We start from the raw sequence: 24795 nt of genomic DNA on the forward strand, positions 1-24795 counted from the left end.
AAATTTATTTGAGGAGAGCAAAATGCATAACTCATTCCCAGTCGGTGGGTTCGGCGGCGCCAATATTGATGGTGTCTGGCAAGCAGTTGAAGAATTGCGTTCACGGTTTGAAAAGCGCCCCGGAACCCGAGCCGGCCGCGGTGAGGTACGGGCGGCCGTACTGGCACTGCTCGCCGAGGAACCCATGCACGGCTACCAGATCATCCGGGAAATTGAGGAACGCAGCGGTGGTAACTGGAAGCCCAGCGCTGGCTCCGTTTACCCCACCTTGCAGCTCTTGGCTGATGAGGGCACCATCGCGGCCGAGGAATCCAATGGGCGCAAGATCTACTCGCTCACTGAGGCTGGGCGGGAAGAGGTCCAAGGCAGTGATGCAGCAGCGCCGTGGGACTCAACGGCCCCGGGGTCTGGCGGATTTGCTGCGCTACCCAAGGCTGGTATGGAGCTTGCCCAGGCTGCCGCTCAGGTAGGGCGGACAGGGAACAAAAAGCAAGTTCAAGAGGCTGTCGAAGTCCTCGATGAGGCGCGGCGGCGGCTCTACACTATCCTCGCCCAAGGCTGAGAAGGGTGGCGTCGGAGCATCGAGACCCGGCAGAAACGGTAGTGAGTGCGGGGGCTGCCCGCGCTCGCTACCGGCGCATCCTGCGCTTTGCCGCCTGGCACCTGTTGGTGACGTGGTGGTTTGAACTGTTCCTGCCCCGCATTGGGCTGGGAAGCATCTCTTCGCGCACGCGCCCGGCGCGCATGAAGCGCTTTGCCCAGCGCTTCCGCACGCTCGCGCTGAACCTGGGTGGCTTGATGATCAAGGTAGGTCAGTTTATGTCCTCCAGACTAGATGTGCTGCCTCCCGAGCTCACTGCCGAGCTAGAAGGGCTCCAAGACGAAGTCCCGGCTGTTGCGTTTGCGCAGATCCGCAGGCTGGCCGAGGCTGAGTTGGGTGCGCCGCTGGAGAACATCTTTGTCTACGTTGACGAAGTACCGGTAGCCGCGGCATCCCTGGGACAGGCGCACCGTGCCCAGCTCCGTTCCGACGATGCCCAGCGCACCGGACTCCAGAACGTGGTGCTGAAAGTTCAGCGCCCCGGCATTGGTGAGATTGTTGCAGTGGACCTTGCGGCACTGCGCCGGGTAGGGCGCTGGCTCAGTAGGATCCGGATTGTCTCCAGCCGCGTGGACATGCCAGCACTGATGGAGGAATTTGCGCAGGCCAGCCTTGAGGAGATCGATTATCTGCACGAGGCGGCTAGTGCAGAACGCTTCGCTGCCGACTTTGCCCAGGATCCTCGCGTGGGAGTACCCGCCGTGGTGTGGGAACGCTGTACACGCCGAGTGCTCACACTCGAGGACGTAACGGCGATCAAAATAACGGATGCGTTGGCTCTGCGTGCGGCGGGTATAGATCCGGCGCAGGTGGCCTCGGTATTTGCCAGTGTCATGTTCGAGCAGTTGTTCACGAGCGGGTTCTTCCATGCTGACCCGCACCCCGGCAATATCTTTATCACCCCCGCCGTTGATTCCGGAGCGGGCGCAGGCACGGTCTCTGAAACGGAGCCACGCTGGGAGTTGACGTTCATTGATTTTGGCATGATGGGGGAGGTCACGCCTAAGACCCGCAGCGGTCTGCGCAAGTTGTTGATTGCGGCCGCTGCTCGTGACGGCAAGGGCCTCGTTGCGGCTATCAATGACGTGGGTGTGCTGGTGCCTTCGGCGGACACTGGTGAGCTGGAACGGGCGCTGACGCAGCTGTTCGCACGGTTTGGCGGGATGGGATTTGCCGAACTTCGGGAAGTTGACCCCCGGGATTTTGTTGATTTCGCAGAGGAGTTCGGTGATGTGGTGCGCTCACTGCCATTCCAGCTGCCGGAGAATTTCCTGCTCATCATCCGGGCCATGTCACTGACCTCAGGGGTGTGTAGCTCCTTGGATGCTAAGTACAATCTATGGGATTCCGTGGAACCCTTTGCCGCTCAACTGTTGCGGGAGGAGGGCGGGAATTTCATCAAGGACGCCGCGACTCAAGCCGTTGAGGCGGTGAGCCTGACGCTGCGCTTGCCCCGGCGCGTGGACGGGTTTCTCTCACGAATTGAAGAAGGCTCGCTGCCGGTGACGAACCCCCGGTTGGAACGCCAGAATGCCAGATTGCTTGGTTTAACGCGTCGGCTGGGTTCGTTAGTGGTTTTTGGAGCACTGCTCATAGCCGGTGCGCTGGTGCGGTCTGAGGACATAGTGCTGGGCAGTGTACTGATGGGAGCGTCAGTGCTGGCATTGCTGCACGGCATGTGGGTTGGCCGCCGGCGATAAATGCCTACGCTCAACGAGCGGCGGGGTATGTACCGCCAGAGCGTACTGCCAGTGACTAAACTCAACTAGCTTCGCTGCCACCTGTCAACGCCGCTCAGTACCGCGGCTTCGGCTTGGCGGGAGCCAACGCTGACGCGCACACCCTCGCCAGGAAAACAGCGCACACTGACGCTTTCGGCCAGGCACGCCCCTTCTAGTGCGGCCGATGCATCGCCCACTGGCAGCCAAAGGAAGTTCCCGCCACTGGCAGGAACATCGATGCCGCGAGCGGCCAGCTGCGCCTGAAGGTTGCTGCGGCCCGCACGAACCGTTGCGATATTGGCCGCTAGGGCTTCCGTATCAGCCAGTGCGGCAACGGAGGCTGACTCGGCGACGGCATTCAAGCCAAAGGGCGGTGAAACGGCACGGACGTGACGGGAAATGTCCGGATGAGCAACCAAGAAGCCGGCACGCAGTCCGGCCAGACCGTACGCCTTCGAAAAGGTGCGCAACAGGACAAGATTTGGGTACTTGACTCTCAAAGTGAGGATGTGCTGGAAGGAGGTTTCGGCGTCGTCCGTGAATTCCAGATAGGCCTGGTCAAGGACGACCAGCACATGGGCGGGGATGCTCGCCAAGAACTCTTCCAGTTCCTGGCTGCCCAGCACTGTTCCGGTGGGATTGTTGGGGCTGCACAAGATTATGGCGGCGGTGGAATCGGTGACTGCATGGGCCATGGCAGGTAGATCGTGCCGATGGTTGGCGGTCAGCGGGACCTGAACATCTAGGGCTCCGGTGAGGCGAACCAAAATGGGGTATGCCTCGTAGCTCCGCCAGGCAAAAACAACGTCTTTGCCCGGCCCGGCAAAAGCGGTCAGCAATTGCTGAAGCACGGCGAGCGAACCGCCGCCGGTCACCAAGAGGTCTTGGGCAATGCCGAGTTGCTGGCTCAGTGCCTTGATCAGGGGATCACCGTCAATGGTGGGGTACTGCTGGCAGTGCTGGGCCGCGGAACCAATCGCGGCCAGCACCGCCGGGGAGGGAGTCAAGAACGATTCATTAGAGGAGGCGCGCCACAAGGGAGCGAGCGCGCCGCCAGCCTTGGAATAGACCGGCAGCGAGGCCACTACATCCCGTGGAACAGGCAGAGATGGAAGGGATGTTGCATGTGACACTGAACGCTCCTTGCGGTGTGGCCCGGGTGGTGCCAGATGGCGCTGGTTTAGACGCTGGCTGTGACGTCGGAGTCGTCGGCGGGGTAGATCATCTCTGCCGGCGGGTGGTTGAAGCGCTTGGCCACTGGGTAGTAGACCGCTGCCGTGACAATCAAGCCCACAATCCAGGAAATGTCCGCGCCGCCCAGTAGCGGCGTGATGGGACCGGTATACAGGGTCTGGGCCAGGAACGGGATCTGCACCAGGACGCCCAGCAGGTAGGTCAGCAGTGCGGGGACGTTCCACGCGCCGTAGCGGCCCTTGGGGTCGTAGAGGGCAGGGACATCAACCTTTTCCTTCGAGGAGAAGTAGAAGTCAACGAGGTTGATGGAACTCCAGGGGATGAACACCATCAGCAACAGCAGCACGAAGTTTTTGAAGTTAGAGATGAAGTCATCCGATGCCACCAGGGCAATGATCACGGAGACGGAGATGAAGCCGATGACGTAGGCAAAGCGGACCCAAGGAGCGAAGCGCAGTTGACGGGTGAAGGCGCTGACCGAGGTCAGGATGGTCATATAGCCGCCGTAAGCGTTGAGCGTGTTGACCGTTAGCTTGCCCACCACAATCACGATGTACATCAGGACAGCGATGGCTCCGCCACCTGCAAGGTCACCAACGAAGGCCACTTGGTTATCAAGGAAGCCCTTGCCTGCAGGCATGGCGATTGCTGCGAACATGGCCCCAAGAGTCATGGACCACTGGGCGCCCAAGACGGCACCGGACATGCAGGCAAAGAACGTCTTGCCGGCGGGGGTGTTAGAGGGCAAGTAGCGGGAGTAGTCCGCAACGTAGGGCCCGTAGGTCAGCTGCCAGCCGGCACTGAGGGAAATTGAGAGCAGGAACGTGGTGACGGTGAAGCCACTCACGCCCATGACGGAGCCGACGTCGTGCTTCAAGAAAAGCTGGATGGCCAGGTAGCTAAAGCCAATGATGCCCACGATCGTGGAGATGCGGCCCAGCATGTGGATGTACTTGTAGCCCAGCGTGGCTACCAGAACCGTCAAGGCACCAAAGATGATGACGCCCACTGCGGGGTTGCCGGTGGGAATGATCTGATTCACTGCCTGGCCGGCCAGGACCGCGCCGGTGGCCGCGAAGCCTAGGTACATGACGATGACCAGGATCAGCGGAATGACGGCGCCGAAGACACCGAACTGGGCGCGGCTGGAAATCATCTGTGGCATGCCCAACTTGGGGCCCTGAGCGGCGTGCAATGCCATGACGGTGCCACCGAGCACGTTTCCGATCAGCAAGCCGATGATGCCCCAAAATGCGGTAGACCCGAAGATGACGGCGAGGGCGCCGGTGACGATCGCCGTGATCTGCATGTTCGCCCCAAACCAGAGGGTGAACTGGCCAAAGGGTTTGCCGTGGCGCTCCCGGGCTGGTACGAAGTCAATGGATCGGCGTTCGATGGCCGGCCCACTCTTTCGTACGGTTTGAATCCTTGACATGTCATTCCTCCGTTGGAATAGGTTTGGGTCCCCCGAATTTTCTTTAATCCATCTGAGCACGAAAGACCACGGGTCAGTGACGTGCTTCACTGAAGCCGTCTGTGTTCCGAGACTAAGGACCTATTTCTGTGATCTGGGGCATTTTTGGGGTACTTCTCGGGCTATGTTCAAGTTACGCCGCGATGTGCCGGCGGCGCGGAGGTGCGCTCTATCAGCCCCGCAAGGCTGACCGGCCAATAACCAACCATTGAAGGAGAATTCCCTTGACTGCAACATCCAATGCTGCTTCAACAGCTGCTGCAACTTCCGCTTCTCCTGCGTCTACCGCTGCCGCAGACGCCGGAGTGGAGGCTGCCATCCTTCCCTATCCTGACGGCGACTTCTTCGGCTTCGAAAGCCTGCTGCCTGCCGATGAACTGGCCCGCCTAAATGAAATCCGGGACTGGATGGAAGCCAACGTTCGCCCCATCGCCCGTGACCAGTGGAGCCGCAGCGAATTCCCCGTTCACTTGATCCCCAAGGTCGCCGAGCTGGACATGATCAGCCCCGTGCGCCGCCAAGGTTATTCACACCTTCTGGCCGGCATGATTACGGCCGCGATTCACCGCGTGGATGCTTCCTTCGGTACCTTCTTCAGCGGACATGACGGACTCTTCACCGGTTCCATTGAACTGCTCGCCTCCGAGGAGCAGAAGGCCGCTTGGCTGCCAGATATTTATGCACTGAGGAAGACCGGAGTCTTTGCCATCACCGAGCCCAACGCCGGCTCCGACGTTGCCGGGGGCACCACCACAACTGCCGTGCGGGAGGGGGACTCCTGGGTACTGAATGGTGAAAAGCGCTGGATTGGCAACTCCACCTTCTCCGACTACGTCATTATTTGGGCCAAGGACGTTGCTGACGAGCAGGTCAAGGGCTTCCTTGTTGAGACCTCTCGGGAAGGTTTCAGCGCAACCCTGATAGAGAATCGCATTGCCCTGCGTGCGGTCCAGAATGCCGATATTGTCCTGAAGGACGTGGTGGTGCCTGACTTTAATAAGCTGGCCGGCGCCAACAGCTTCCGTGACACGAACAAGGTACTCAAGACCACGCGGGCAACCGTGGGTTGGCAGGCCGTGGGCATCCAGATGGCAGCGTTTGATGTGGCGCGCCGGTACGCGGTGGAGCGCACGCAGTTTGGCAAGCCGATTGCCAGCTTCCAGCTCATCCAGGAGCAACTAGTTACCATGCTCTCCAATGCGCAGGCTTCCATGGGCATGATGGTCCGGTTGGCGCAAATGGAGGATGAGGGCACCACCCGCAACGAGCATTCAGCCATGGCGAAGGCGTTCGTGACCAAGTGCATGCGCGAAACCGTGGCCTTGGGCCGCGGAGTTCTGGGCGGCAACGGTGTGTCCGTGGACTATGAGATGGCCAAGATCTTCTGCGACGCCGAGGCCATCTACACGTATGAGGGCACCTACGAGATCAACACCTTGGTTGCCGGCCGCGCGATCACCGGCATTGCTGCGTTCGTCTAGTGAGTGCGTCTGCGCCGCAAGGGCCAGAGGTACGTTAAACCGATGCGTGTAGCTCGCGTAAAAATACGCGCAGCTCTCCGGTGGCGCTACGTCAGAGGCTGCCCGTGTAACTAGCGGAAGCCTCTTTGCAGTTATGCCACTTCCAAGGGGTAGTTGTGGCCATCAGACACACGTTCTGGTGGTCCCAGCTACCCCTTTGCTCTCCCCGCGCAGCGGCGAGGCGGACGCGGCGGGTGAGCTGCCGGCGTCGTGCTTCCCAGAAGTCTCGTTGTCTTGGATCACAGACGCCTAGCGCGACTGGGACCTATGAATGTGGGGCGAGCAGAGGTTGTATAGAAACATAGAAACTTTCGCCGGAGCTTCCCGGCCACCAATGTACTAATAGCTAAGGAATCTCTCATGGCAACGATGCATGACCCCTCCCGCACCATCCGCGCTGACCGCGGCACCGAGCTGAGCGCCAAATCATGGCAGACCGAGGCGCCCCTTCGCATGCTCATGAACAACCTGGATCCGGAGGTTGCTGAGCGGCCTGAGGACCTGGTTGTGTACGGCGGCACAGGCCGAGCGGCCCGTTCTTGGGAAGCCTATGACGCGATTGTTGCCACGCTGAAGACCCTCGACGACGACGAGACCCTTCTGGTGCAGTCGGGCAAGCCGGTTGGGGTGTTCCGCACCAACGTCTGGGCGCCGCGCGTATTGCTGGCCAACTCGAACCTGGTGGGGGACTGGGCCACATGGCCCGAATTCCGCAAGCTCGAGGCCGAAGGCCTGATGATGTACGGCCAGATGACCGCCGGCTCATGGATCTACATTGGTACCCAGGGGATTCTGCAGGGCACCTTTGAAACCTTCGCCGCCATTGGCGAGAAGCGCTTCGGCGGCACCCTCGCCGGCACGCTGACCCTGACCGGCGGCTGCGGAGGCATGGGCGGCGCCCAGCCACTGGCAGTCACCTTGAACGGTGGCGCCTGCCTGATCGTTGACGTTTCTGAAGAGCGACTACGCCGCCGTGCCGGCAAGCGCTACTTGGATGAGGTTGAAACAGATCTCGACGTGGCCCTCGAGAAGGTTCTGGCCGCCAAGGCCGAGAAGCGCGCCCTGAGCGTGGGCATTGTTGGCAACGCGGCAGAAATCTTCCCGGAAATTCTGCGCCGCCACCAGGCTGGCGAATTCACGGTTGACATTGTCACGGACCAGACCAGCGCCCATGATCCGCTCTCCTACCTGCCCACCGAATACACGGTGGAAGAATGGCACACCGAGGCAGCCAATGACGAAGAGGGCTTCACCAAGAAGTCCCAGAACGCCATGGCCCGCCACGTCCAGGCCATGGTGGAATTCCAGGATGCCGGAGCTGAAGTTTTTGATTACGGCAACTCCATCCGTGACGAGGCTCGCAAGGGTGGCTACAACCGGGCGTTCGAGTTCCCCGGCTTTGTCCCGGCCTACATCCGCCCGCTGTTCTGCGAAGGTATGGGCCCGTTCCGCTGGGTGGCGCTCTCCGGAGATCCCGAAGATATTCGTGTGACCGATGAGGCGCTGAAGGAACTGTTCCCGGAGAATGCGCACCTGCACCGCTGGCTCAACGCCGCTGCGGAACACGTTGAATTTGAGGGCCTGCCGGCACGTATTTGCTGGCTGGGCTATGGCGAACGTGCCAAGGCTGGTGTGCTGTTCAACGAACTCGTTGCCTCCGGTAAGGTGTCAGCACCGATTGTTATTGGCCGCGACCACTTGGATTCCGGTTCCGTTGCTTCTCCGTACCGCGAGACTGAGTCCATGAAGGACGGGTCCGACGCTATTGCCGACTGGCCGTTGTTGAACGCCATGCTCAACACCGCCTCCGGTGCCACTTGGGTTTCCATCCATCACGGCGGTGGCGTAGGCATTGGCCGTTCCATCCACGCCGGCCAGGTCTCCGTGGCTGACGGGACCGCGCTTGCGGGGGAGAAGCTTGCCCGGCTGCTGACCAATGATCCCGGTATGGGCGTTATCCGCCACGCCGACGCCGGCTACGAGCGTGCCGTAGAGGTGGCCGCTGAGCGTGGGGTGCGTATCCCAATGCAGGAGCAGTAAGACAAAAGGGTGGTGGCCGGCCGGGGCTGCTGGATCAGGATGAGTAAGTATCCAGATTCAGCGGCACCGGTGGGCCATTTTGCGTTGGAGACTTAGACGTTCCATATGGCGGCGTCAAGATCGCCCGGCCGCCAGCCCCGGGTGCGCGCAGCCTCATGGATAGCGTTTGAAATATGTGAGTAAGACAAATCAAGAATTCCAGCATCAATCACCCAACGCTTGATGCGGATGTCGACGGAAAACACCAGTAGACAGCCCTGTCAAGATGTCGAAATAATCCAGCGTTTTCGGCCCTACGTGCTTGACCTTCCGCAATACCCTCCGCAAGGAGTCGCCGCTGCAGGACTGCATCGACAATTATGGCCCCGATGTGTTGCCAGCCACGGGAGAGCTGCACTGCCCCACTGATGCCCACTTCATCGAGGTGGCAAAGAATGAACAGTTGCATCAGTCGTTACAGTCATGTGGGCAGGATCTCACAATGTGTCCGTACATTCGTGGGGCGCTGTCTAGGCTTCATTTACGCCATGGGTACGTCCGCCCCCGTGAAAATTGCAGCTTCAGGTATCCAGGGAGAATTTTCTCAGCCCACATCCCAGATGGGGGGCGGGTTCGTGTTGCGCATGGCGCGGCAGGCTTTTGTGGCCGGCCGGGGCTGCTGGGTCCCGACGGCCGTAACATGAGGCATGAGCCTTTTGGAACTGACAGGTGATGGCATGGGTTGGCCGGGGTGGTGGGAATGGCTGGCGGCAGTGGCGCCCGTGATCGCCTCGACTATGGTGGCCGTGGGAATTGTGCCAGCGGGGATAACCATCCGCAGCGGCTACACGACGGCCCGGCTTTCGCGCTGGTGGGGGCAGGCCCAGTGGGCACTGGATGCCTCCTTCAGCCCGATTCCGGAAAAACAAAAGGCCGGTCTGCGCCTGCTAAGAGTCTTGGCTGCCCAGAAATGGCTCGGGGCCGGGGAGCTGAGGGTCCTTGAAGCTGCCGTGGAGCGGCCCCTGGCCGACGCTGCACGGGCTACAGCTGCACCGACCGCGGCAGCCCCGTCCATCGTGGAACCACCTCACGAGGTTGCCGTGGAAGCCGCCTGGCTGAAAGTTAGCCTGGGCCTTCGGCTAAACCAGGTGACGCCGGCATGGATCAAGGAAATGGCCGGCGAGGAACCGTGACGGGAAGGGTGCGGATCAGCGCTTCCATCTGTACGGAGTGGTGGTGGAGACTTTGAGCAGCCCGGAGCGTTCCAGGATGGGGCGCGAATCCTCCGTGGAATCGCTATGCGCCAGCAACTTCCCTGCGGCCAAGGCCGAGTGGGCGCGGGCTGCGGTCAGGGCCCGGTAAATCCCGCGGCCTCTGAATTCTTTGAGCGTTGCCCCGCCCCAGATCCCGGCAAAATCTGAGTTGGGCACAGGTTCCAGCCGGCCAGCGCTGACCATTTGGCCTTGGCTTTCTGCCACCCACAGCTCCATGCCGTCATTGCGGGCCAGCCGGGCCATCAGGGAGTCGGCCTGACGCGGGCTGGCAGGGTCCCCAAAGGCTTCATCGGCCATAGCGGACATGGCACGCACGCCGTCGTCAGAGAACACTTTCCGCAGGCTCACGCCGTCGGGCAGGGGCACAGCACGGGCCAACCCCTCCAGCGGGCCAACCATGATGGATTCAGCCTCATCAGGGGTGAAGCCATTGGCTAGCAGCGCTTCCTGCAAGCCGGGGGCGTGGTCATGGCCGCGAGTTTTCCACTCAACCTCAGTGATGCGCGGGTCCGCTTGGAAGTGGGATATCGCGGTGGCGACGAGGACTGCGATTTCTCCTGCGTCCGCCCCACCCAAGTCCTGATAAGTGATGAAGCCACGGCCGCCGTCGAACGTGACAAGCCGCAGCGGGCCCTCAAGGGTGACGTCGATGGCGCTGGGGGTTTCCGCATCGGTGCGCAGCTGCTGATCATAGGCCCGAAGGTACTGCTCTGTGATTGTCATTGGCTTCAGCTTCTCACGGAAGCGGCGTGGGGGAGGGTGTCCTGAGCATGTGAGTGAGACGATCGCAAAGTGGTGAGCGTGTGGCCGAGCCCGGGGATTAGCAGCGGTGAAGTAGTCATGAAATAAAAGGTTGTTGAACAACTTGTTGCTGAGATTGTTCAACAACCTGTAGTGTACTTCTCATCGCCCCTTATTGTGACGGCAGTCACCCGCTACCCGACGGATGGAATCATGGCTACTCCCACTGTAAAACCGAAGCTCAGCACTTCTGCACGACGCACGGCAATGCTCGGTGCCATGTTCCTCATGGCCACCAGCGCAATCGGTCCTGGATTCATTACTCAGACCACTGAATTCACGGTCCAGATCGGCGCCTCCTTCGCCTTCGCCATTGTGGTGTCCATCCTGGTGGACATCGCCGTTCAGCTAAACGTCTGGCGTATCATTGGCGTCTCGGGACTGCGCGCCCAAGAAATTGGCAATAAGGTCCTGCCGGGTGCCGGCTGGGTGCTTGCAGCCCTCGTCTTCATCGGTGGGATGGTTTTCAACATCGGTAATATCGCCGGAACCGGGCTGGGCATGAACGCCATGCTGGGGCTGGATCCCAAGATTGGTGGGATCATTTCCGCAGCCGTCGCCATCCTCATTTTCCTCTCCAAGCGTGCGGGTATGGCTTTGGACAAGATCGTGGTGATGCTCGGTGCCATCATGATTTTGCTAATGCTTTATGTGGCCATAGTTGCGGCGCCTCCCGTAGGTGAAGCGCTGAAGAACGCTGTGGCTCCGGAGAATATTAACTTCCTAATCATCACCACGTTGATCGGTGGCACCGTGGGTGGTTACATCACCTACGCCGGTGCGCACCGCATGGTGGACTCAGGCGCCGCCGGTGTGGAGAACGTCAAGGACATCACCCGGACCTCAATCTTGAGCATCATTGTCACGGGCATCATGCGCGTGCTGCTTTTCATGGCCATCCTTGGCGTAGTTGCCGGTGGCGCGGTGCTGACCAGCGACAACAAGGCGGCAGAGGCCTTTGGCCACGCGGCTGGCGATATTGGTATCCGCTCCTTCGGTGTGATTCTCTGGGCCGCCGCCCTGACCTCGGTGATTGGTGCCGCCTACACCTCGGTTTCGTTCATCACCAAGTCCAGCACACCTGAGCGCACCCGTAACCTCATCACTGTCGCCTTCATTGCCGTCTGCGCGGTCATCTACCTCTTCTTGGGCCAGGCCCCGCAGACGCTGCTGATCTTCGCCGGCGCCTTCAACGGCCTGATTCTGCCGTTCGGCTTCGCAATCCTGCTCTGGGCCGGTTGGCGCCGTAGGGACCTCCTGCAGGGTTACGCGTATCCGAAGTGGTTGCTGATCATTGGTGTGGCTACCTGGTTACTCACCTTGTTCTTGGGTTGGAACTCGCTGGCCGGCCTGGCCAAGCTCTGGGTCTAAGCATTAGGGTCCCATCCGGGCAGCCCTCTTTGGGAACTTTTGAAAGGAACCGTCACGCCATGACCGCAATTGACCGCAACGCTTCGCTACCGGAAAATCGGGCCGAGTTGTCACCTGCGCAGGCACGGGAACTCTTCCGCAACGGCCTGGTTGGACCCACGGCAGGGTTCTCGCGGGGCTACGCGCAGGCAAATCTGATCATTGTGCCCAAGGACCAGGCCTTCGACGTGCTGCTTTTTGCCCAACGCAACCCCAAATCCTGCCCTATCCTGGGCGTGTTGGACGCGGGGGAGACCAGCGGGGAGCTGCTGGCAGGTGGAGACATCCGTACGGACGTCTCGCAGTACTGCGTTTATGAGAACGGCGTCAAGATTGCCGAACCCACTGATCTGAGCGAGTACTGGCGCGATGATTTGGTGACGTTCATAGTGGGCTGCTCGTTCACGTTTGAGACAGCCTTGATGGAGGCCGGAATCTCCATCGCCCACATCGATGCGGGCGTGAACGTGCCCATGTTCAAGTCCAACATCCGCAGCGCCTGTGCTGGTTCCATGTCCGGGCCCATGGTGGTCTCCATGCGCCCCATCCCCGCCTCCCAAGTGTCCGACGCCGTACGCATCACCTCGCGCTACCCGGCCGTGCACGGGGCGCCGGTGCACATTGGCAATCCCGAAGAGTTGGGCATTATGGATCTTTCCAAGCCCGATTTTGGCGATGCGGTCCACGTCCCGGCCGGGCATATCCCGGTGTTCTGGGCCTGCGGAGTCACGCCTCAGGCCGCGGTCATGGAATCACGTCCGGCATTGGCCATCGGGCACGCCCCAGGGCACATGCTCATCACCGATGCCAGGGACAGCCGCTACCTGGTGCCCTAGCCGTTCCTAGGCACCGAACGAAGCCCTACAAAGCCAGAAATCACGCAATCACAGATTGTTGAACAATCTGGATTCATGGTGCATCCTTAGAACTAACCAATTCGCGAGACCGGGGTCACAAATGCCATACATCGACTTGAACGCTGACGTCGGAGAATCCTTCGGCAATTGGACCATGGGGAATGACGCGGCAATATTCGTACCTGTTTCCTCAGCAAATGTTGCTTGCGGATTCCATGCGGGAGATCCCAGCGTCATTGCTCAGACCTGCCGCGACGCGGTTGCCGCGGGTGTCACCATTGGAGCGCACGTGGGATACCGGGACCTGGCCGGCTTCGGCCGCCGCTTCCTTGATTGTTCCCCCACCGAGCTCGCCGACGACGTGCTCTATCAGCTCGGTGCCCTCGAGGCGCTGGCGCGGGCCGCCGGAGCGGGCATTAAATATGTCAAGCCCCACGGCGCGCTTTACAACACCATCGTCCATCACGAAGCCCACGCCCAGGCCGTGGTTGATGCTATCCGCGCCTTCGGTTCAGACCTGCCTGTGCTCTTGCTGCCCGGCTCGGTTGCTCTCACCAAGGCTGCGGCGGCTGGACTGCGGCCTGTCGCCGAGGCATTCGCCGACAGGAACTACAACCCCGACGGCACCCTGGTCTCACGCCGGGAAGCAAATGCGGTACTGCACGACGCCGGACAGGTCACCGAAAACATGGTCCGTCTGGTCACCGAGGCGAAAATCGTGGCCATCGATGGTTCGGTGATTCCGATGAACGTTGAGAGCATCTGCATGCATGGGGACACCGCAGGGGCCGTGGACATGGCCACGGCGGTGCGCGCAGGCCTAGAAAACGCGGGCGTCAGCATCAAGAGCTTCGTATGAGCATCCTGGCCACGCGTTTCGCAGGTTCCAAGGCGGTGCTCGTTGAGCTTTCGGACCTCGATTCGGTGCTGGCTCTGGCGGCATTGCTGAGCGCTAACCCGCTGCCGGGTCAGATCGACGTCTTAGCCGCGGCAAGCACTCTCTTTATCAAGGCAGATTCCACGGCGAGCGCAGAAAAAATCGCTACCGCGGTGTTGGCCTTGGAACTTGGCGCCGCGGGATCCAACACCGGTTCGCTCGTTGAAATACCCGTGCACTACGACGGCGAAGATCTTGCCGAGGTCGCCGGGCTGACCGGACTGAGCATCGAAGCCGTCATCAACGCGCATACGCAGCAGATATGGCGGGCGGCCTTCGGCGGGTTCGCGCCGGGCTTCGCCTATCTCATGGGTGAAAATCAGCTGCTCAACGTGCCACGCCGTTCCACTCCGCGCAAGGTGGTCCCCTCCGGGGCCGTGGCACTGGCCGGAAATTCCTCGGCCGTTTACCCACGCCAATCACCCGGCGGCTGGCAACTGATCGGCCACACCGACGCAGTGCTGTGGGATCTTGATCGTGAAAAACCAGCATTGATCCGCCCTCAGGACCGGGTGCGTTTTGTCCCGAGCCGTGAGGTTCTGCAGGTGTCTGCGGTGCCAGCCAAGACCCACGCACCGGCATTACCGGCCGGAACTAACCTGCTTGAAATCTTGGACCCGGGTCCGCAATCCCTTATCCAGGATCTGGGCCGTCCCGGGCTGGGGGATCTGGGCGTCTCCGCTGCGGGATCAGCCGATACTCGCTCAGCAGCCCAGGCCAACCGACTGGTGGGCAACGCGCCCCAGTGCGCCATCATCGAAAATCTCATGGGTTCGCTGAGCCTGCGTGCTCAGGGCGATGTGGTCCTGGCTGTTTCTGGTGCTAGCGCAACCATCACGGTGGATCCGGTGGATGGAGATGACTTCCACGGTGCACGCGAACTTTCCATGGATACTCCTTTTGCTTTGCTGGATGGTGAAACCCTCAGGCTCACCCCCGCAGGCAACGGTTTACGCAGCTATCTTGCCGTTCGCGGTGGCATCGATGTGCCTCGGGTGCTTGGCTCACGCTCCACCGACTCCATGTCTGGCATTGGCCCGGATCCGCTGGCTCGCGGCACCAAGCTGCCCGTTGGAGCCATCCGCGGTGCCCACATTGTTGGCAACCCGGAATCCTCAACGCTCCCCGTGCCCAACGCCGAGGGTATCTACACCTTAAGGATCAGTCCTGGCCCCCGCGATGACTGGTTTGATGCTTCGGGGCTTGCCCGGCTGACAGGACAAATCTGGAGCGTCTCGGCCGAATCCAACCGCGTCGGCATTCGTCTGGCACTTGGGGCTAACGCCACAGCACTGGAGCGCACCCGCACCGGCGAACTGGCCTCGGAGGGCGTCGCGGCTGGTGCTCTGCAGGTCCCGCCCTCGGGCCTGCCGGTTCTCTTCCTGGCAGATCATCCGGTGACCGGTGGGTATCCGGTCATTGCCGGAGTCATTGCCGAGGACCTGCCCGCGGCCGCCCAATTGCCCCCGGGTGCCTCTATCCGTTTTGTTTTGACCGATCTGCACGCCCCCAGTCAGGCCCTCCCCGATGAAGGAATCCACGCATGAAAAAAGTATTGATCGCCAACCGCGGGGAAATCGCCGTCCGCATTGCCCGGGCCTGTGCCGACGCTTCAATGGTTTCTGTGGCCGTATATGCGGATCCCGACGCCGATGCGCTCCACGTACGCCGGGCCGATGAAGCCTACGCACTCAACGGTTCCACGGGTGCACAGACCTACCTGAACATCCCCAAGATCCTTGACATCGCTGCACGCTGCGGTGCCGATGCGGTGCACCCGGGATACGGGTTCCTCTCCGAAAATGCTGACTTTGCGCAGGCCGTCATCGACGCCGGGTTGAGCTGGATTGGGCCCACCCCGGAGGCCATTCGGTTGCTGGGTAACAAGGTCACGGCCCGTGAAATCGCGGTACGCGCCGGAGCCCCGCTGGTCCCGGGCACCGATGGCCCCGTAGCATCGGGTGCCGAGGTCCGCGCCTTCGCAGAAGAATTCGGTATGCCGGTGGCCATCAAGGCAGCCTTCGGCGGCGGTGGCCGCGGCATCAAGGTGGTGCGTAGCTTCGAGGAGATTGACAACGCCTTTGAATCGGCGGTCCGTGAGGCCACCTTGGCCTTTGGCCGTGGGGAATGCTTTGTGGAACGCTTCCTCGAAAAGCCGCGCCACGTCGAAGCCCAGATACTGGCTGACACGCACGGCAACGTGGTGGTGGTGGGCACCCGCGACTGCTCACTGCAGCGACGCAACCAGAAGCTCGTCGAGGAGGCGCCGGCCCCGTTCCTGAGCGAGGAACAGCGCGCCTCCATCCATTCCTCGGCCAAGGCCATCTGCCGTGAGGCCGGATATCATGGCGCCGGCACCGTGGAATATTTGGTGGCACCGGATGGACTGATTTCCTTCTTGGAGGTCAACACCAGGCTGCAGGTTGAGCACCCGGTCACCGAGGAAACCACCGGAGTGGACCTCGTAGCCGAGCAATTTCGTGTTGCCGCGGGACTGCCGCTCTCCTTCACCGAAGACCCTGCACCGGTGGGCCACGCATTCGAATTTCGCATCAACGCCGAAGATCCTGCCCGGGGCTTCCTGCCCGGCCCGGGCCGCATCACCGCTTTTGAGGCACCCACCGGTTCGGGTATCCGAGTGGACTCCGGGGTGCGGACCGGATCTGTGGTCCCCTCACACTATGACTCGCTGATGGCCAAGCTGATCGTCACCGGTGACACCCGCGCCCAGGCGCTGCGCCGGGCTAAGGTGGCGCTGGATGAAATGGTCATCACCGGTGTCCCCAGCGTGTTGCCGTTTCACCGTGCCGTGGTGCGCCATGGCGACTTCGCCAACGACGAGCGCTACGGGGTCTACACCACGTGGATCGAATCCGAGTTTGCGCAAGAGCTGGCCTCCAGCCCGGAAATCGCCGCCGCCCAACCGGGCTCCGAACGCGAAAGCCTCACCATCGAGATCGACGGCAAGGCCATGAACATTGGCCTGCCAGCTTCACTAGTTGAGTCCATCCGTCATGGCGCAAGTGGCACAGCACGGGATGCTGCGGTTGAAAATATTGCTGCGGCCACCGATGAAGCCGCGCTGAGCGCACCGATGAACGGGAATTTGATCAAATGGGTCCTCGAGGACGGTGCGGTGGTGGCTGAGGGTGACATCGTGGCGGTACTGGAGGCGATGAAGATGGAATCGAACATCGTGGCGCACAAGGCAGGGGCATTTACCCGTGGCGACCAGCAACCTGGTGTTGCCATTTCCCGTGGCGATATTCTCGGAACCATCGCTTAACACTTGGTGGTGCGTGGTTGGGGACGGGGTTGGATTAGATTGGGACGATGCCAATGAACGCGTTATTTTCAGCCCAGCCCCTCGCAGAGGGGTCTACCCACGCGCACACCGGCGCCTGGGTAACTTCCGTGATCCGCGCCCGCATCGCGGAAGGCCAGTTACTTCCGGGGGCCAAGCTTTCTGAACTAGCGCTCTCCGAAGCATTGGGCGTATCCCGCAATACCTTGCGTGAGGCCTTTACAGTGCTTGATCATGAGCTGATCATCACCCGCATCCCTAACCGCGGCGTCTTTGTGGCGTCCCCCGGCGTCGCGGGCGTGAAGGAAATCTACGGTGTGCGGCGCATGATCGAACCGGCAGCTGTCCTCTGGGGAAAACAATTAAACGTTGCGGCGTTGGCGGACGTGGTGGTTGATGCCCGGGCTGCGCTCGCAGACGGTGACATTGCGGCCATGGCCGATGCCAACCAGCGCTTTCATGAGGAGTTGGTGCGGGCCACCGGTAGCGAACGCCTGCAGGAATTAATGACCCGCGTGTTGGCACAAATGCGCTTGGTGTTCCATGCCATGAGCGATGCTCCGGACTTCCATTCACACTACGTGGAACTCAATGGCTCACTCGTGACGCTATTGCAGGACAACAAGCGCGAGGAGGCTGCTCACGCGCTGCGAATTTACCTAGACCGGGCAGAAGCTGAACTGCTCGAGCATTTGGAGCAGGAAAACTAAGCTGCTGGGTGCGGTCGCCGCGCACAGGCATAGCCTTTCCGGCGAGGCTGGACGCAACCTCGCCGGAACCATGGCCGGTATTCTCCCGGCTACAGCGGCGCTGGCTCTCACTGCGGTGGCTCTTAAGATGTGGACCTCACGGACCAGAAATCGCTGGCCAGCGAATGGTTGAGCAGGTACGCGTAGGGCATGGTGGCGTACCCGGCCATGCCCCATCCGGTACCCCATGAATTGCGGATGGTGAAGCGCTGGCTGGCGTCGTCGTAGCCCACCGCCACCACGCAGTGCCCGCCCAGGACGCTCTCGCTGCTTGCAGGCATGGGCACCACTCCCGTACTGGCTACCTCGGCACTTTCGAAACTGTCGTAGACGGTGAAGCCGAACACGATGGGGAACCCGGCCGCTAGGCATCCCTTCATATTGCTCAATGACTGGCTGACGCGAGAGTAGCTGATGGCACGGTCGTCTTTGGCAGCGGCGTAGCACTTGGCCGAAGGCTTCTTAGCGAACTTTGTGATGTCGTAGGGCCAGAGAGTTTCATCGCACGCCCCGGTGCTGGCCACGGTCTTGATGCCATCACGGATCTGGGCGCCCGAATCTGAATCCACGGTGCCCTCAATGACCCTTTCGTTGTAGTAAATGAACAACCGTGACGGGGTGGAGGTGTCAGCTTGGCCCTCCTTCATGGCGTCAAACTGCAGCACCCCTGCGACGCCGTTTCCGGTGCAGGATCCGAGCTGGCCCTGATCGTAGACGGGAGGGCAGTTGGGACGCAGATCCACAGCCGGCGGCAGGCTGGCCTGAACAGCCGGCGGCGCCGCAAAGTGGTAGTCACGCTGGTCCGGGAGATCCGGGATCCAGCCGTATCGGGCATTGGTTCTGGGCATGATGACAGGCCTCCTCCGCCCCGCTGTGGTCGAGACAGGCCTGGAACAGCGTGGCTAACTTCGACGTTCCTCCTCCGTGCGTGGCGCGTCAAGGTTGGTCTTGCTCGGAGGCATGCTCGCGGCAATGCCAACTGAACTCATCGAGTTGAACCTCAGCAGGCATTGGTCCCGGCTTCGGCGGCTATCGGGCTTTGCTGGCTGGGATGTCCACATCGAAGACGGTCTGGTCGATGTCGATAAGTGCTAGCTTGACGGCTCCGTGGAGAACGCCACGGTCTCCCAGCTCAGAAGTTCGCAGAATGGGGTCGGAGACCAACTTCCCTGCCAGATTTTCAGTGAGGCGGCGAATGATTGCTGGGCCGCCCTGCCCAATGCCGCCGCCAATGACAATGATCCTGGGATCGAGAGTCAGCGCAATCGCCCGGATACCGAGCGCCAGGTCACTGCAATATTTATCAAGGTCGGTTTGCTCCTGGATGTCACCCTCGGTGTCCAGCATGGTCTTGATATCTGGATAGCTATCCAGCCGCGACCAGCCAAGCTCCGGCATCTCGCCGATGAGACCTGCGGCTCCCCGGTATCCTCGCACTAGACGTCCGTCCATGACTATGCCAAGGCCGACGCGATAGCCGGCGAGGATGAAGACGAGATCCTCATCGACCGGGCTGTTTGACTGCCAGACCTCACCGAGGGCGCCCAAAGCGCTGTCGCCCTCGACCTGGACCGCGGTGTCATACTTTTGTTCAAAGGCGGCGGCGAGGTCGGTGCCAACCCAGCCAGGCATGTCTGGACCACCGTAGAATGTGACGGTTCCTTCACGCAGGACCCCGGGGCTGGCGACCCCGATTGACCAAATCGCTGCCGGTGGAATATCCATTCCTTGCAGTAGCGTGTCGATTTCACGAAAGGTCGTCTCGAGCCTTTCTTCCCTGCTCTGAGTCGGGGCAAGTGAGGCTTCATGTTCGGCCAGTGGCTGCCCGTTGAGATTGCAAATTTGGATCCGCAAGGTGTGTGCGCCAACGTCCACGCCCATGATGAATCCCTGATTGGTATTGAACTGGTAAGTCTTGGCTGGACGCCCCATCAGCGAGGGGCTGTCCGGGGTCGACTCCACTGCCCAGCCGTCCTCAACCAGTTCTGCGACGATGTCGCCCGCCGCGGGGCGTGAGATATGCAGTTCGCTGATGATGTCACTGATGGTGACCGCATCATGGCGCATACGGTTTAGTGCAGATTTGGCGTTGATTTGGCGTTGCAAGGTCCGTCCCGCGACGACCGGTCGCCGTTTCTCTTCCATTCAGATTCCATCCTTGACATTGATGTAATGCAACCTTACTGTAAATGCAGATCATTAAGTAACTTACTTAACTAGCACCTGAGGATGTTCATTGACGAACACAACCATGCACCTTGCCAGATCATCACCACGTGGTGCTGGCGAAATTTCGCCATCCAAACGGCGGAAACGAACGGGCCAAGGTCGTGCTGCTGCGCTTTTCCTCCTGCCAGCCGGCCTAGGATTCGCGATCTTCTACTTCTACCCCACTGTGCGTGGACTCATACTGAGCTTCACGAACACCACCACGCTTCAGAGCGGATCCTTTATTGGAATCGACAACTACACCAAGGCGTTCAGCGATCCGCTGTTCTTGAATGCACTTGGGGTGACGTTTCTCTACGTTGTGATCAACATTGTGACCCAAACGCTTTTTGCGCTCGCCTTGGCCTTCATGTTGCATCGCGTGGCCAAGGCCGCGTTTTGGCGATCCTTTGTGCTGCTGCCCTGGCTCGTCCCCGGTGTTACAGCTGCTTTGTTGTGGATGTGGTTGCTTGACCCATCCCTGGGTCTGGTCAACGGGATTTTCGATTCTCTGGGCTGGACTCAGCTTCCCTTCTTTGCTGCCCCTGAAAGCGCAATCACTACGGTGGCCATGGTCAATACCTGGCGGTACACCGGCTATGTAGCCATTCTGCTTCTTGCCGGAATGGAAAGTATCCCAGGAGGCCTGTACGAGGCCGCCGCACTGGACGGGGCCGGAGAATGGCGAATGTTCCGTTCCATCACAGTTCCATTGCTTCGGCCCATCCTGACACTGGTACTCATCATTTGCATGGTTGGTTCGGTGCAGATCTTTGACACCATCGCGGTGGCAACTGAAGGAGGGCCACTGAACAGCACCAACGTCCTTTATTACTATATTTTCCAAAAGGCGTTTACCAACTTCGACCTGGGGTACGCAAGTGCGATGGCTGTGGTGGTGTTGGCGATTCTCGCTGTCCTCACCCTTTTGCAGTTCAAACTCTCCCGCGGCAACGAATCGGACCTCAGCTAATGACTACCAATCTGAACATCAAGCACGTGGCCAAAGCTGAGCCCGGGAAACTGAACCTTCTCAAACTCATTGGCTGGATATTCCTTATCATTTGGGCAGTCCTGGTGATCGCCCCACTGCTCTGGACCCTCAAGAGTTCCCTGAGCGTGAATGACCAGCTGTTCCAAGGTCCGCTTTCGGGGATCACAGCACCGGTGACAATTGATAACTTCCTGAGAATTCTTGGCTTCGGATCATCCGCTGCCGCCGAGGGCGGCAGCGGGGCAACATTGCCATTTGCGCAATTTTTCGTCAACTCCGTGGTTTACACGGCACTAACGACTCTAGGCCAGGTGGTGTGCTGCACCATGGCTGCCTATGCCTTCGCCAGGCTCCGTTTCCCGTTGCGGAACTTCATCTTTGGGATCTTCCTGACAGCGTTGATGATCCCGCCGATTTTCACCATGCTCCCCAACTTCCTCCTGATGAAGAACCTAGGCCTTGTCAGCACCATGGCAGGGCTGGTGCTCCCAACTTTGCTGATGACACCCTTCGCTGTGTTCTTCATGCGCCAGTTCTTTCTGTCCGTACCTAGGGAAATTGAGGAAGCAGCAATCATTGACGGGGCAAACCACTGGACGCTATTCAGCAGGATCGTGGCGCCCATGGTCAAAGGACCGATTTTGACTTTAGGGATCATCACCGCCGTCCAGCAGTGGAACGACTACCTCTGGCCGTTGCTGATCGGAAGGAGCGACTCCAGCACGGTACTCACCGTGGGTTTGAGCAGGTTCCTCGCACAATCACCCAACGGCGCAATCGACTGGTCCGGTCTCATGGCTGGAAGCGTCCTGACTGTTTTACCTGTGCTGGCACTCTTGCTGATTTTTGGAAAAAAACTTGTGGGCGCAATTCAATTCAACGGAATCAAGTAAGGAAATACAATGAAAAAGAAGCAACTGAGCAGTCTGCTCGTTTTGACGGCCATGGGCGCCACCACTGCCTTCATGGCAGTTGGCTGCAGCTCCGGAGACAGCGGATCAGCAGACGGAACCGTCAACTTGAACTACGCACTATGGGACGACAAACAACTGCCCGCCTACCAAAGCTGTGTGGATGCCTTTGTCAAGGAAAACCCTGGCATCTCGGTGAAAGTCACTCAGACAGCCTGGGACCAGTACTGGACGAACCTCACCACGGAACTGTCCTCAGGAACAGCCCCCGACGTGTTCACCAACCACGTGTCTCGGTACCCCGAACTTGCTGCCAACAACCAGCTTCTGGACCTCCAGCCGGCCGTCGATGCGGCCAAGGTGGATATGGGTCAATACCGTGCGGGCCTCGCCGAGAATTGGGTCAAGGACGGCAAACGTTATGCATTGCCGAAGGATTTTGACACCATCGCCTTGGCTTACGACAGCCAGAAGCTGAAGGACGCCAACATAGACCCGGCCAGCCTGAATGATCTCAGCTGGAATCCCAAGGACGGTGGAACGTTTGAGCAAGTAATCGCTGAGTTGACCTTGGACAAGAATGGCAACAACGGGCTCAGTGCTGATTTCGATAAGAAGAACATTAAGACCTACGGTCTGTTGGCCTATGAACCAGGAGACGGGTTCGGCCAGACTTGGTGGGGGAACTTTGCGGCGAGCAACGGGTTCACCTATACCGAAAAAAACCCGTTTGGCACGCAGTACCACTACGACTCACCTGAATTGGCTGACACGTTGACATGGTTCCGTTCAGTGGTTGAAAAGGGTTACATGCTGCCGCCGGAGAAGCTCGGAAAGCTCGGCCCGGTGCAGCTTCTCTCTTCCGGTCAGGTAGCCATGAACACCAACGGGTCTTGGCAGATGAATGCTTTTACGGAAGCAAACAAGGACATCAAGTTTGCCAAGCTGCCCGTGGGGCCTGAGGGACGCAAGTCACTGCTGAACGGCCTGGGTGACTCTGTCTACGCCGGCACCAAGCATCCTGAGCAGGCCGAGAAGCTGGCGCTGTACTTGGTGTCACCAGAATGCCAGAACGCCGTGGCGAGCAAGGCCGTCGTGTTCCCCGCCATCACCGAAGCTGATGCCACGGCGGTGGAAGCATTCAAAAATAAGAGCACCACTCCCATCGATCCGTCGGCCTTCATTGAAACCGCCGATGAAAAGAATGGCACAGTCCTCTACCCCATCACGGAACATGCTACTGAAGTCAATAAGATCGCCGGTGACGCAATCGATGCCATTATCCGCGGAACAAAGCAGGCGCAGCCTGCTTTGGCGGAAGCACAGCAGCAGATCAACTCCCTGTTCGGAAAATAGCCAAGGACATCACCATCAATACCATTGACTTCGCAATGACGGATCTCCAATACTCCGGTAAGCCCTTGATTGCCCCGGTGCCGCCCATGGGCTGGAACAGCTGGAATTGTTTCCGCTGCCATGACATCAGCGAACAAAAGCTAATTGAGGTTGCCGATGCGCTGGTTGCCAGTGGCATGCAGGCGGCAGGCTTTGACACCTTCGTCATCGACGATTGCTGGCAGGCCCACACCCGTGGCGCCGACGGACGTCTGCGTTCTCACCCGACCCGGTTCCCATCCGGCATGGCTGCCCTGGGGCAGGAATTGAAGGCCCGCGGATTCAAGTTCGGCCTCTACGCCTCACCTGGACGCAAGACCTGTGCCATGATCTACGACCGCTACCCGGGCCGGGACCTAGGCTCCTTCAACCGGGAAGAGCTGGACGCCCAGACTTTCGCGGGCTGGGGCGTGGACTTTCTCAAGTATGACTGGTGCGAAGCCGATGAGGACGGCACCGGACTGCGCTACCCTGACGCGTTTGAACGGATGGCTCTGGCATTGGAAGGCACGGGCCGGAAGATTATCTATTCGATCTCTGAATACGGTCGCACCGAACCGTGGACCTGGGCCGGGGATTATGGGCACATGTGGCGCACCACGGTAGACATCGAGCGGAACTGGGCCTCCATCATGTCAATCGCAGACACCCAGGCACTGATCACCGAGTTCGCCGGCCCCCACCACTGGAATGACCCGGACATGCTTCAGGCTGGTAACCCTGGCCTGAACAAGGTAGAGGAGGAAACCCACTTTGCTCTGTGGTGCTACCTCGCCGCGCCCCTGATGGCCGGTCATGACCCCCGCACCATGAGCGATGGGGTCCGGGAGCTACTCACGAACCCGCACCTGCTGGGAATCGACCAGGATCCCCTTGGCAAGGCCGCAAGCCGGACCCAGCCAGTGCAGGACGTAGACGTGTGGGCTCGCCCGCTCAGCGACGGCGAGGCCTGGCTGGTGGTGAACAAGACCGAGAACACCATCCACCTCACCCATCAGGACGGAGAACTGCGCTTGGGCCAGGTCACCATCAGCCCCATCGCAGCCGGTGCACAAGTGCTGCCGCTGCGCAGCGGCAGCCCTGCACCTCTCACAGAAGGAACTCTGTGGGATATTCCCCCTCACGGATGCCTGGCAGTCAGCCACCGGGACTAAGCCAAACGCGGCCAAGAAAAATGCACGACCGGAAATGCCGCTTTGTCTGCGGGGCCCAGGCTCCCGGGCCAGGCGGCATTTTCGCGCATAAGTAATGTTGCTCCCATCTAACTGATCCGCCAGACGGTGGAGACGAACTTACCCTTCGTTCGGCACCCGCCGGCGTTGCCCGTGCCGCAGGCTAGATCTTGTCTACCGGAACAAACGCGCTGAACGATCCAGAAGTTGCAGATCGCCTCGGCCTGGCCGCCGCGAGCCAACACGAGCGACTT

The 24795-nt window shown here is 60.2% G+C and carries 20 protein-coding genes; 15 read left to right on the forward strand and 5 right to left on the reverse strand.

Annotated features, from left to right (window positions below; genetic code table 11):
• Positions 1 to 22 precede the first annotated feature (22 nt).
• Together RY113_RS02415 and RY113_RS02420 are read left to right on the forward strand one after the other, a co-directional pair.
• The gene (locus tag RY113_RS02415; protein ID WP_110107426.1) at positions 23 to 562 is read left to right on the forward strand and encodes a PadR family transcriptional regulator; all 540 of its coding nucleotides are present in this window, start codon (positions 23 to 25) and stop codon (positions 560 to 562) included.
• 5 nt (positions 563 to 567) lie between these two features.
• On the forward strand, positions 568 to 2301 hold the full coding sequence (locus tag RY113_RS02420; protein ID WP_315913173.1) for an AarF/UbiB family protein: 1734 nt from the start codon (positions 568 to 570) through the stop codon (positions 2299 to 2301).
• Positions 2302 to 2366: 65 nt separating this feature from the next.
• On the opposite strand, the gene RY113_RS02425 is transcribed toward RY113_RS02420, so the two are convergent.
• Together RY113_RS02425 and RY113_RS02430 are read right to left on the reverse strand one after the other, a co-directional pair.
• Positions 2367 to 3455, reverse strand: coding sequence for a histidinol-phosphate transaminase (locus RY113_RS02425; protein ID WP_315913174.1), 1089 nt, complete (start codon positions 3453 to 3455; stop codon positions 2367 to 2369).
• Between the two features lie 47 nt (positions 3456 to 3502).
• The gene (locus tag RY113_RS02430) at positions 3503 to 4951 is read right to left on the reverse strand and encodes a cytosine permease (RefSeq protein WP_315913175.1); all 1449 of its coding nucleotides are present in this window, start codon (positions 4949 to 4951) and stop codon (positions 3503 to 3505) included.
• A 344-nt stretch (positions 4952 to 5295) separates the two neighbouring features.
• Between RY113_RS02430 and RY113_RS02435 the strand changes: the two genes are divergently transcribed.
• The 3 genes from RY113_RS02435 to RY113_RS02445 all read left to right on the forward strand — a co-directional run bounded on the left by RY113_RS02435 (position 5296) and on the right by RY113_RS02445 (position 9722).
• Entirely contained in the window at positions 5296 to 6471 is a 1176-nt protein-coding gene (locus RY113_RS02435) for an acyl-CoA dehydrogenase family protein (RefSeq protein ID WP_315913374.1), read from the forward strand.
• A gap of 399 nt (positions 6472 to 6870) precedes the next feature.
• Positions 6871 to 8550: a urocanate hydratase gene (hutU, locus tag RY113_RS02440; protein WP_110107436.1), complete on the forward strand. Its 1680-nt coding sequence runs from the start codon at positions 6871 to 6873 to the stop codon at positions 8548 to 8550.
• Between the two features lie 686 nt (positions 8551 to 9236).
• Positions 9237 to 9722, forward strand: coding sequence for a hypothetical protein (locus tag RY113_RS02445; RefSeq protein WP_315913176.1), 486 nt, complete (start codon positions 9237 to 9239; stop codon positions 9720 to 9722).
• A gap of 15 nt (positions 9723 to 9737) precedes the next feature.
• Here RY113_RS02445 and RY113_RS02450 read toward each other — a convergent pair whose 3' ends face one another.
• Positions 9738 to 10526, reverse strand: a complete 789-nt coding sequence (locus RY113_RS02450; RefSeq protein ID WP_315913177.1) for a GNAT family N-acetyltransferase — start codon at positions 10524 to 10526, stop codon at positions 9738 to 9740.
• 231 nt (positions 10527 to 10757) lie between these two features.
• On the opposite strand from RY113_RS02450, the gene RY113_RS02455 reads away from it, so the two are divergent.
• The 6 genes from RY113_RS02455 to RY113_RS02480 all read left to right on the forward strand — a co-directional run bounded on the left by RY113_RS02455 (position 10758) and on the right by RY113_RS02480 (position 17822).
• Positions 10758 to 11975, forward strand: a complete 1218-nt coding sequence (locus tag RY113_RS02455) for an NRAMP family divalent metal transporter (RefSeq protein ID WP_315913178.1) — start codon at positions 10758 to 10760, stop codon at positions 11973 to 11975.
• Positions 11976 to 12034: 59 nt separating this feature from the next.
• Positions 12035 to 12850 (forward strand): putative hydro-lyase, encoded by an 816-nt coding sequence (locus RY113_RS02460; RefSeq protein ID WP_110107441.1) that lies wholly within the window; start codon positions 12035 to 12037, stop codon positions 12848 to 12850.
• A gap of 121 nt (positions 12851 to 12971) precedes the next feature.
• Positions 12972 to 13730 (forward strand): LamB/YcsF family protein, encoded by a 759-nt coding sequence (locus tag RY113_RS02465; RefSeq protein WP_110107443.1) that lies wholly within the window; start codon positions 12972 to 12974, stop codon positions 13728 to 13730.
• Positions 13727 to 15355: a 5-oxoprolinase/urea amidolyase family protein gene (locus RY113_RS02470; RefSeq protein WP_315913179.1), complete on the forward strand. Its 1629-nt coding sequence runs from the start codon at positions 13727 to 13729 to the stop codon at positions 15353 to 15355. Before RY113_RS02465 ends, RY113_RS02470 begins: the two co-directional genes overlap by 4 nt.
• The gene (locus RY113_RS02475) at positions 15352 to 17094 is read left to right on the forward strand and encodes a biotin carboxylase N-terminal domain-containing protein (protein ID WP_315913180.1); all 1743 of its coding nucleotides are present in this window, start codon (positions 15352 to 15354) and stop codon (positions 17092 to 17094) included. The genes RY113_RS02470 and RY113_RS02475 overlap by 4 nt, the downstream gene beginning before the upstream one ends.
• 53 nt (positions 17095 to 17147) lie before the next feature.
• Entirely contained in the window at positions 17148 to 17822 is a 675-nt protein-coding gene (locus tag RY113_RS02480; protein WP_315913376.1) for a GntR family transcriptional regulator, read from the forward strand.
• Positions 17823 to 17944: 122 nt separating this feature from the next.
• Here the strand turns inward: RY113_RS02480 and RY113_RS02485 are convergent, their stop codons facing one another.
• Positions 17945 to 18709, reverse strand: a complete 765-nt coding sequence (locus tag RY113_RS02485) for a C1 family peptidase (RefSeq protein WP_315913181.1) — start codon at positions 18707 to 18709, stop codon at positions 17945 to 17947.
• A gap of 181 nt (positions 18710 to 18890) precedes the next feature.
• Positions 18891 to 20006, reverse strand: a complete 1116-nt coding sequence (locus tag RY113_RS02490; protein WP_315913182.1) for an ROK family transcriptional regulator — start codon at positions 20004 to 20006, stop codon at positions 18891 to 18893.
• Positions 20007 to 20097: 91 nt separating this feature from the next.
• Here RY113_RS02490 and RY113_RS02495 point away from each other — a divergent pair, with 91 nt between their 5' ends.
• From RY113_RS02495 to RY113_RS02510, 4 genes are read left to right on the forward strand one after another with little or no spacing between them, the layout of a single operon-like run.
• Complete coding sequence (locus RY113_RS02495; RefSeq protein ID WP_315913183.1) at positions 20098 to 21042, forward strand: sugar ABC transporter permease; 945 nt, start codon at positions 20098 to 20100, stop codon at positions 21040 to 21042.
• A complete protein-coding gene (locus RY113_RS02500) occupies positions 21042 to 21956 on the forward strand; it encodes a carbohydrate ABC transporter permease (protein WP_315913184.1) in 915 nt (304 codons plus the stop codon). Before RY113_RS02495 ends, RY113_RS02500 begins: the two co-directional genes overlap by 1 nt.
• Before the next feature lie 9 nt (positions 21957 to 21965).
• Positions 21966 to 23330 carry a sugar ABC transporter substrate-binding protein gene (locus tag RY113_RS02505; protein WP_315913185.1) on the forward strand — a complete coding sequence of 455 codons (1365 nt, stop codon included), beginning with the start codon at positions 21966 to 21968 and terminating at the stop codon, positions 23328 to 23330.
• A gap of 35 nt (positions 23331 to 23365) precedes the next feature.
• Positions 23366 to 24523, forward strand: coding sequence for a glycoside hydrolase family 27 protein (locus RY113_RS02510; RefSeq protein ID WP_315913186.1), 1158 nt, complete (start codon positions 23366 to 23368; stop codon positions 24521 to 24523).
• Positions 24524 to 24795: the final 272 nt, after the last annotated feature.

It is taken from the genome of Arthrobacter sp. lap29, assembly GCF_032458965.1.
Taxonomy (GTDB): domain Bacteria; phylum Actinomycetota; class Actinomycetes; order Actinomycetales; family Micrococcaceae; genus Specibacter; species Specibacter psychrochitiniphilus.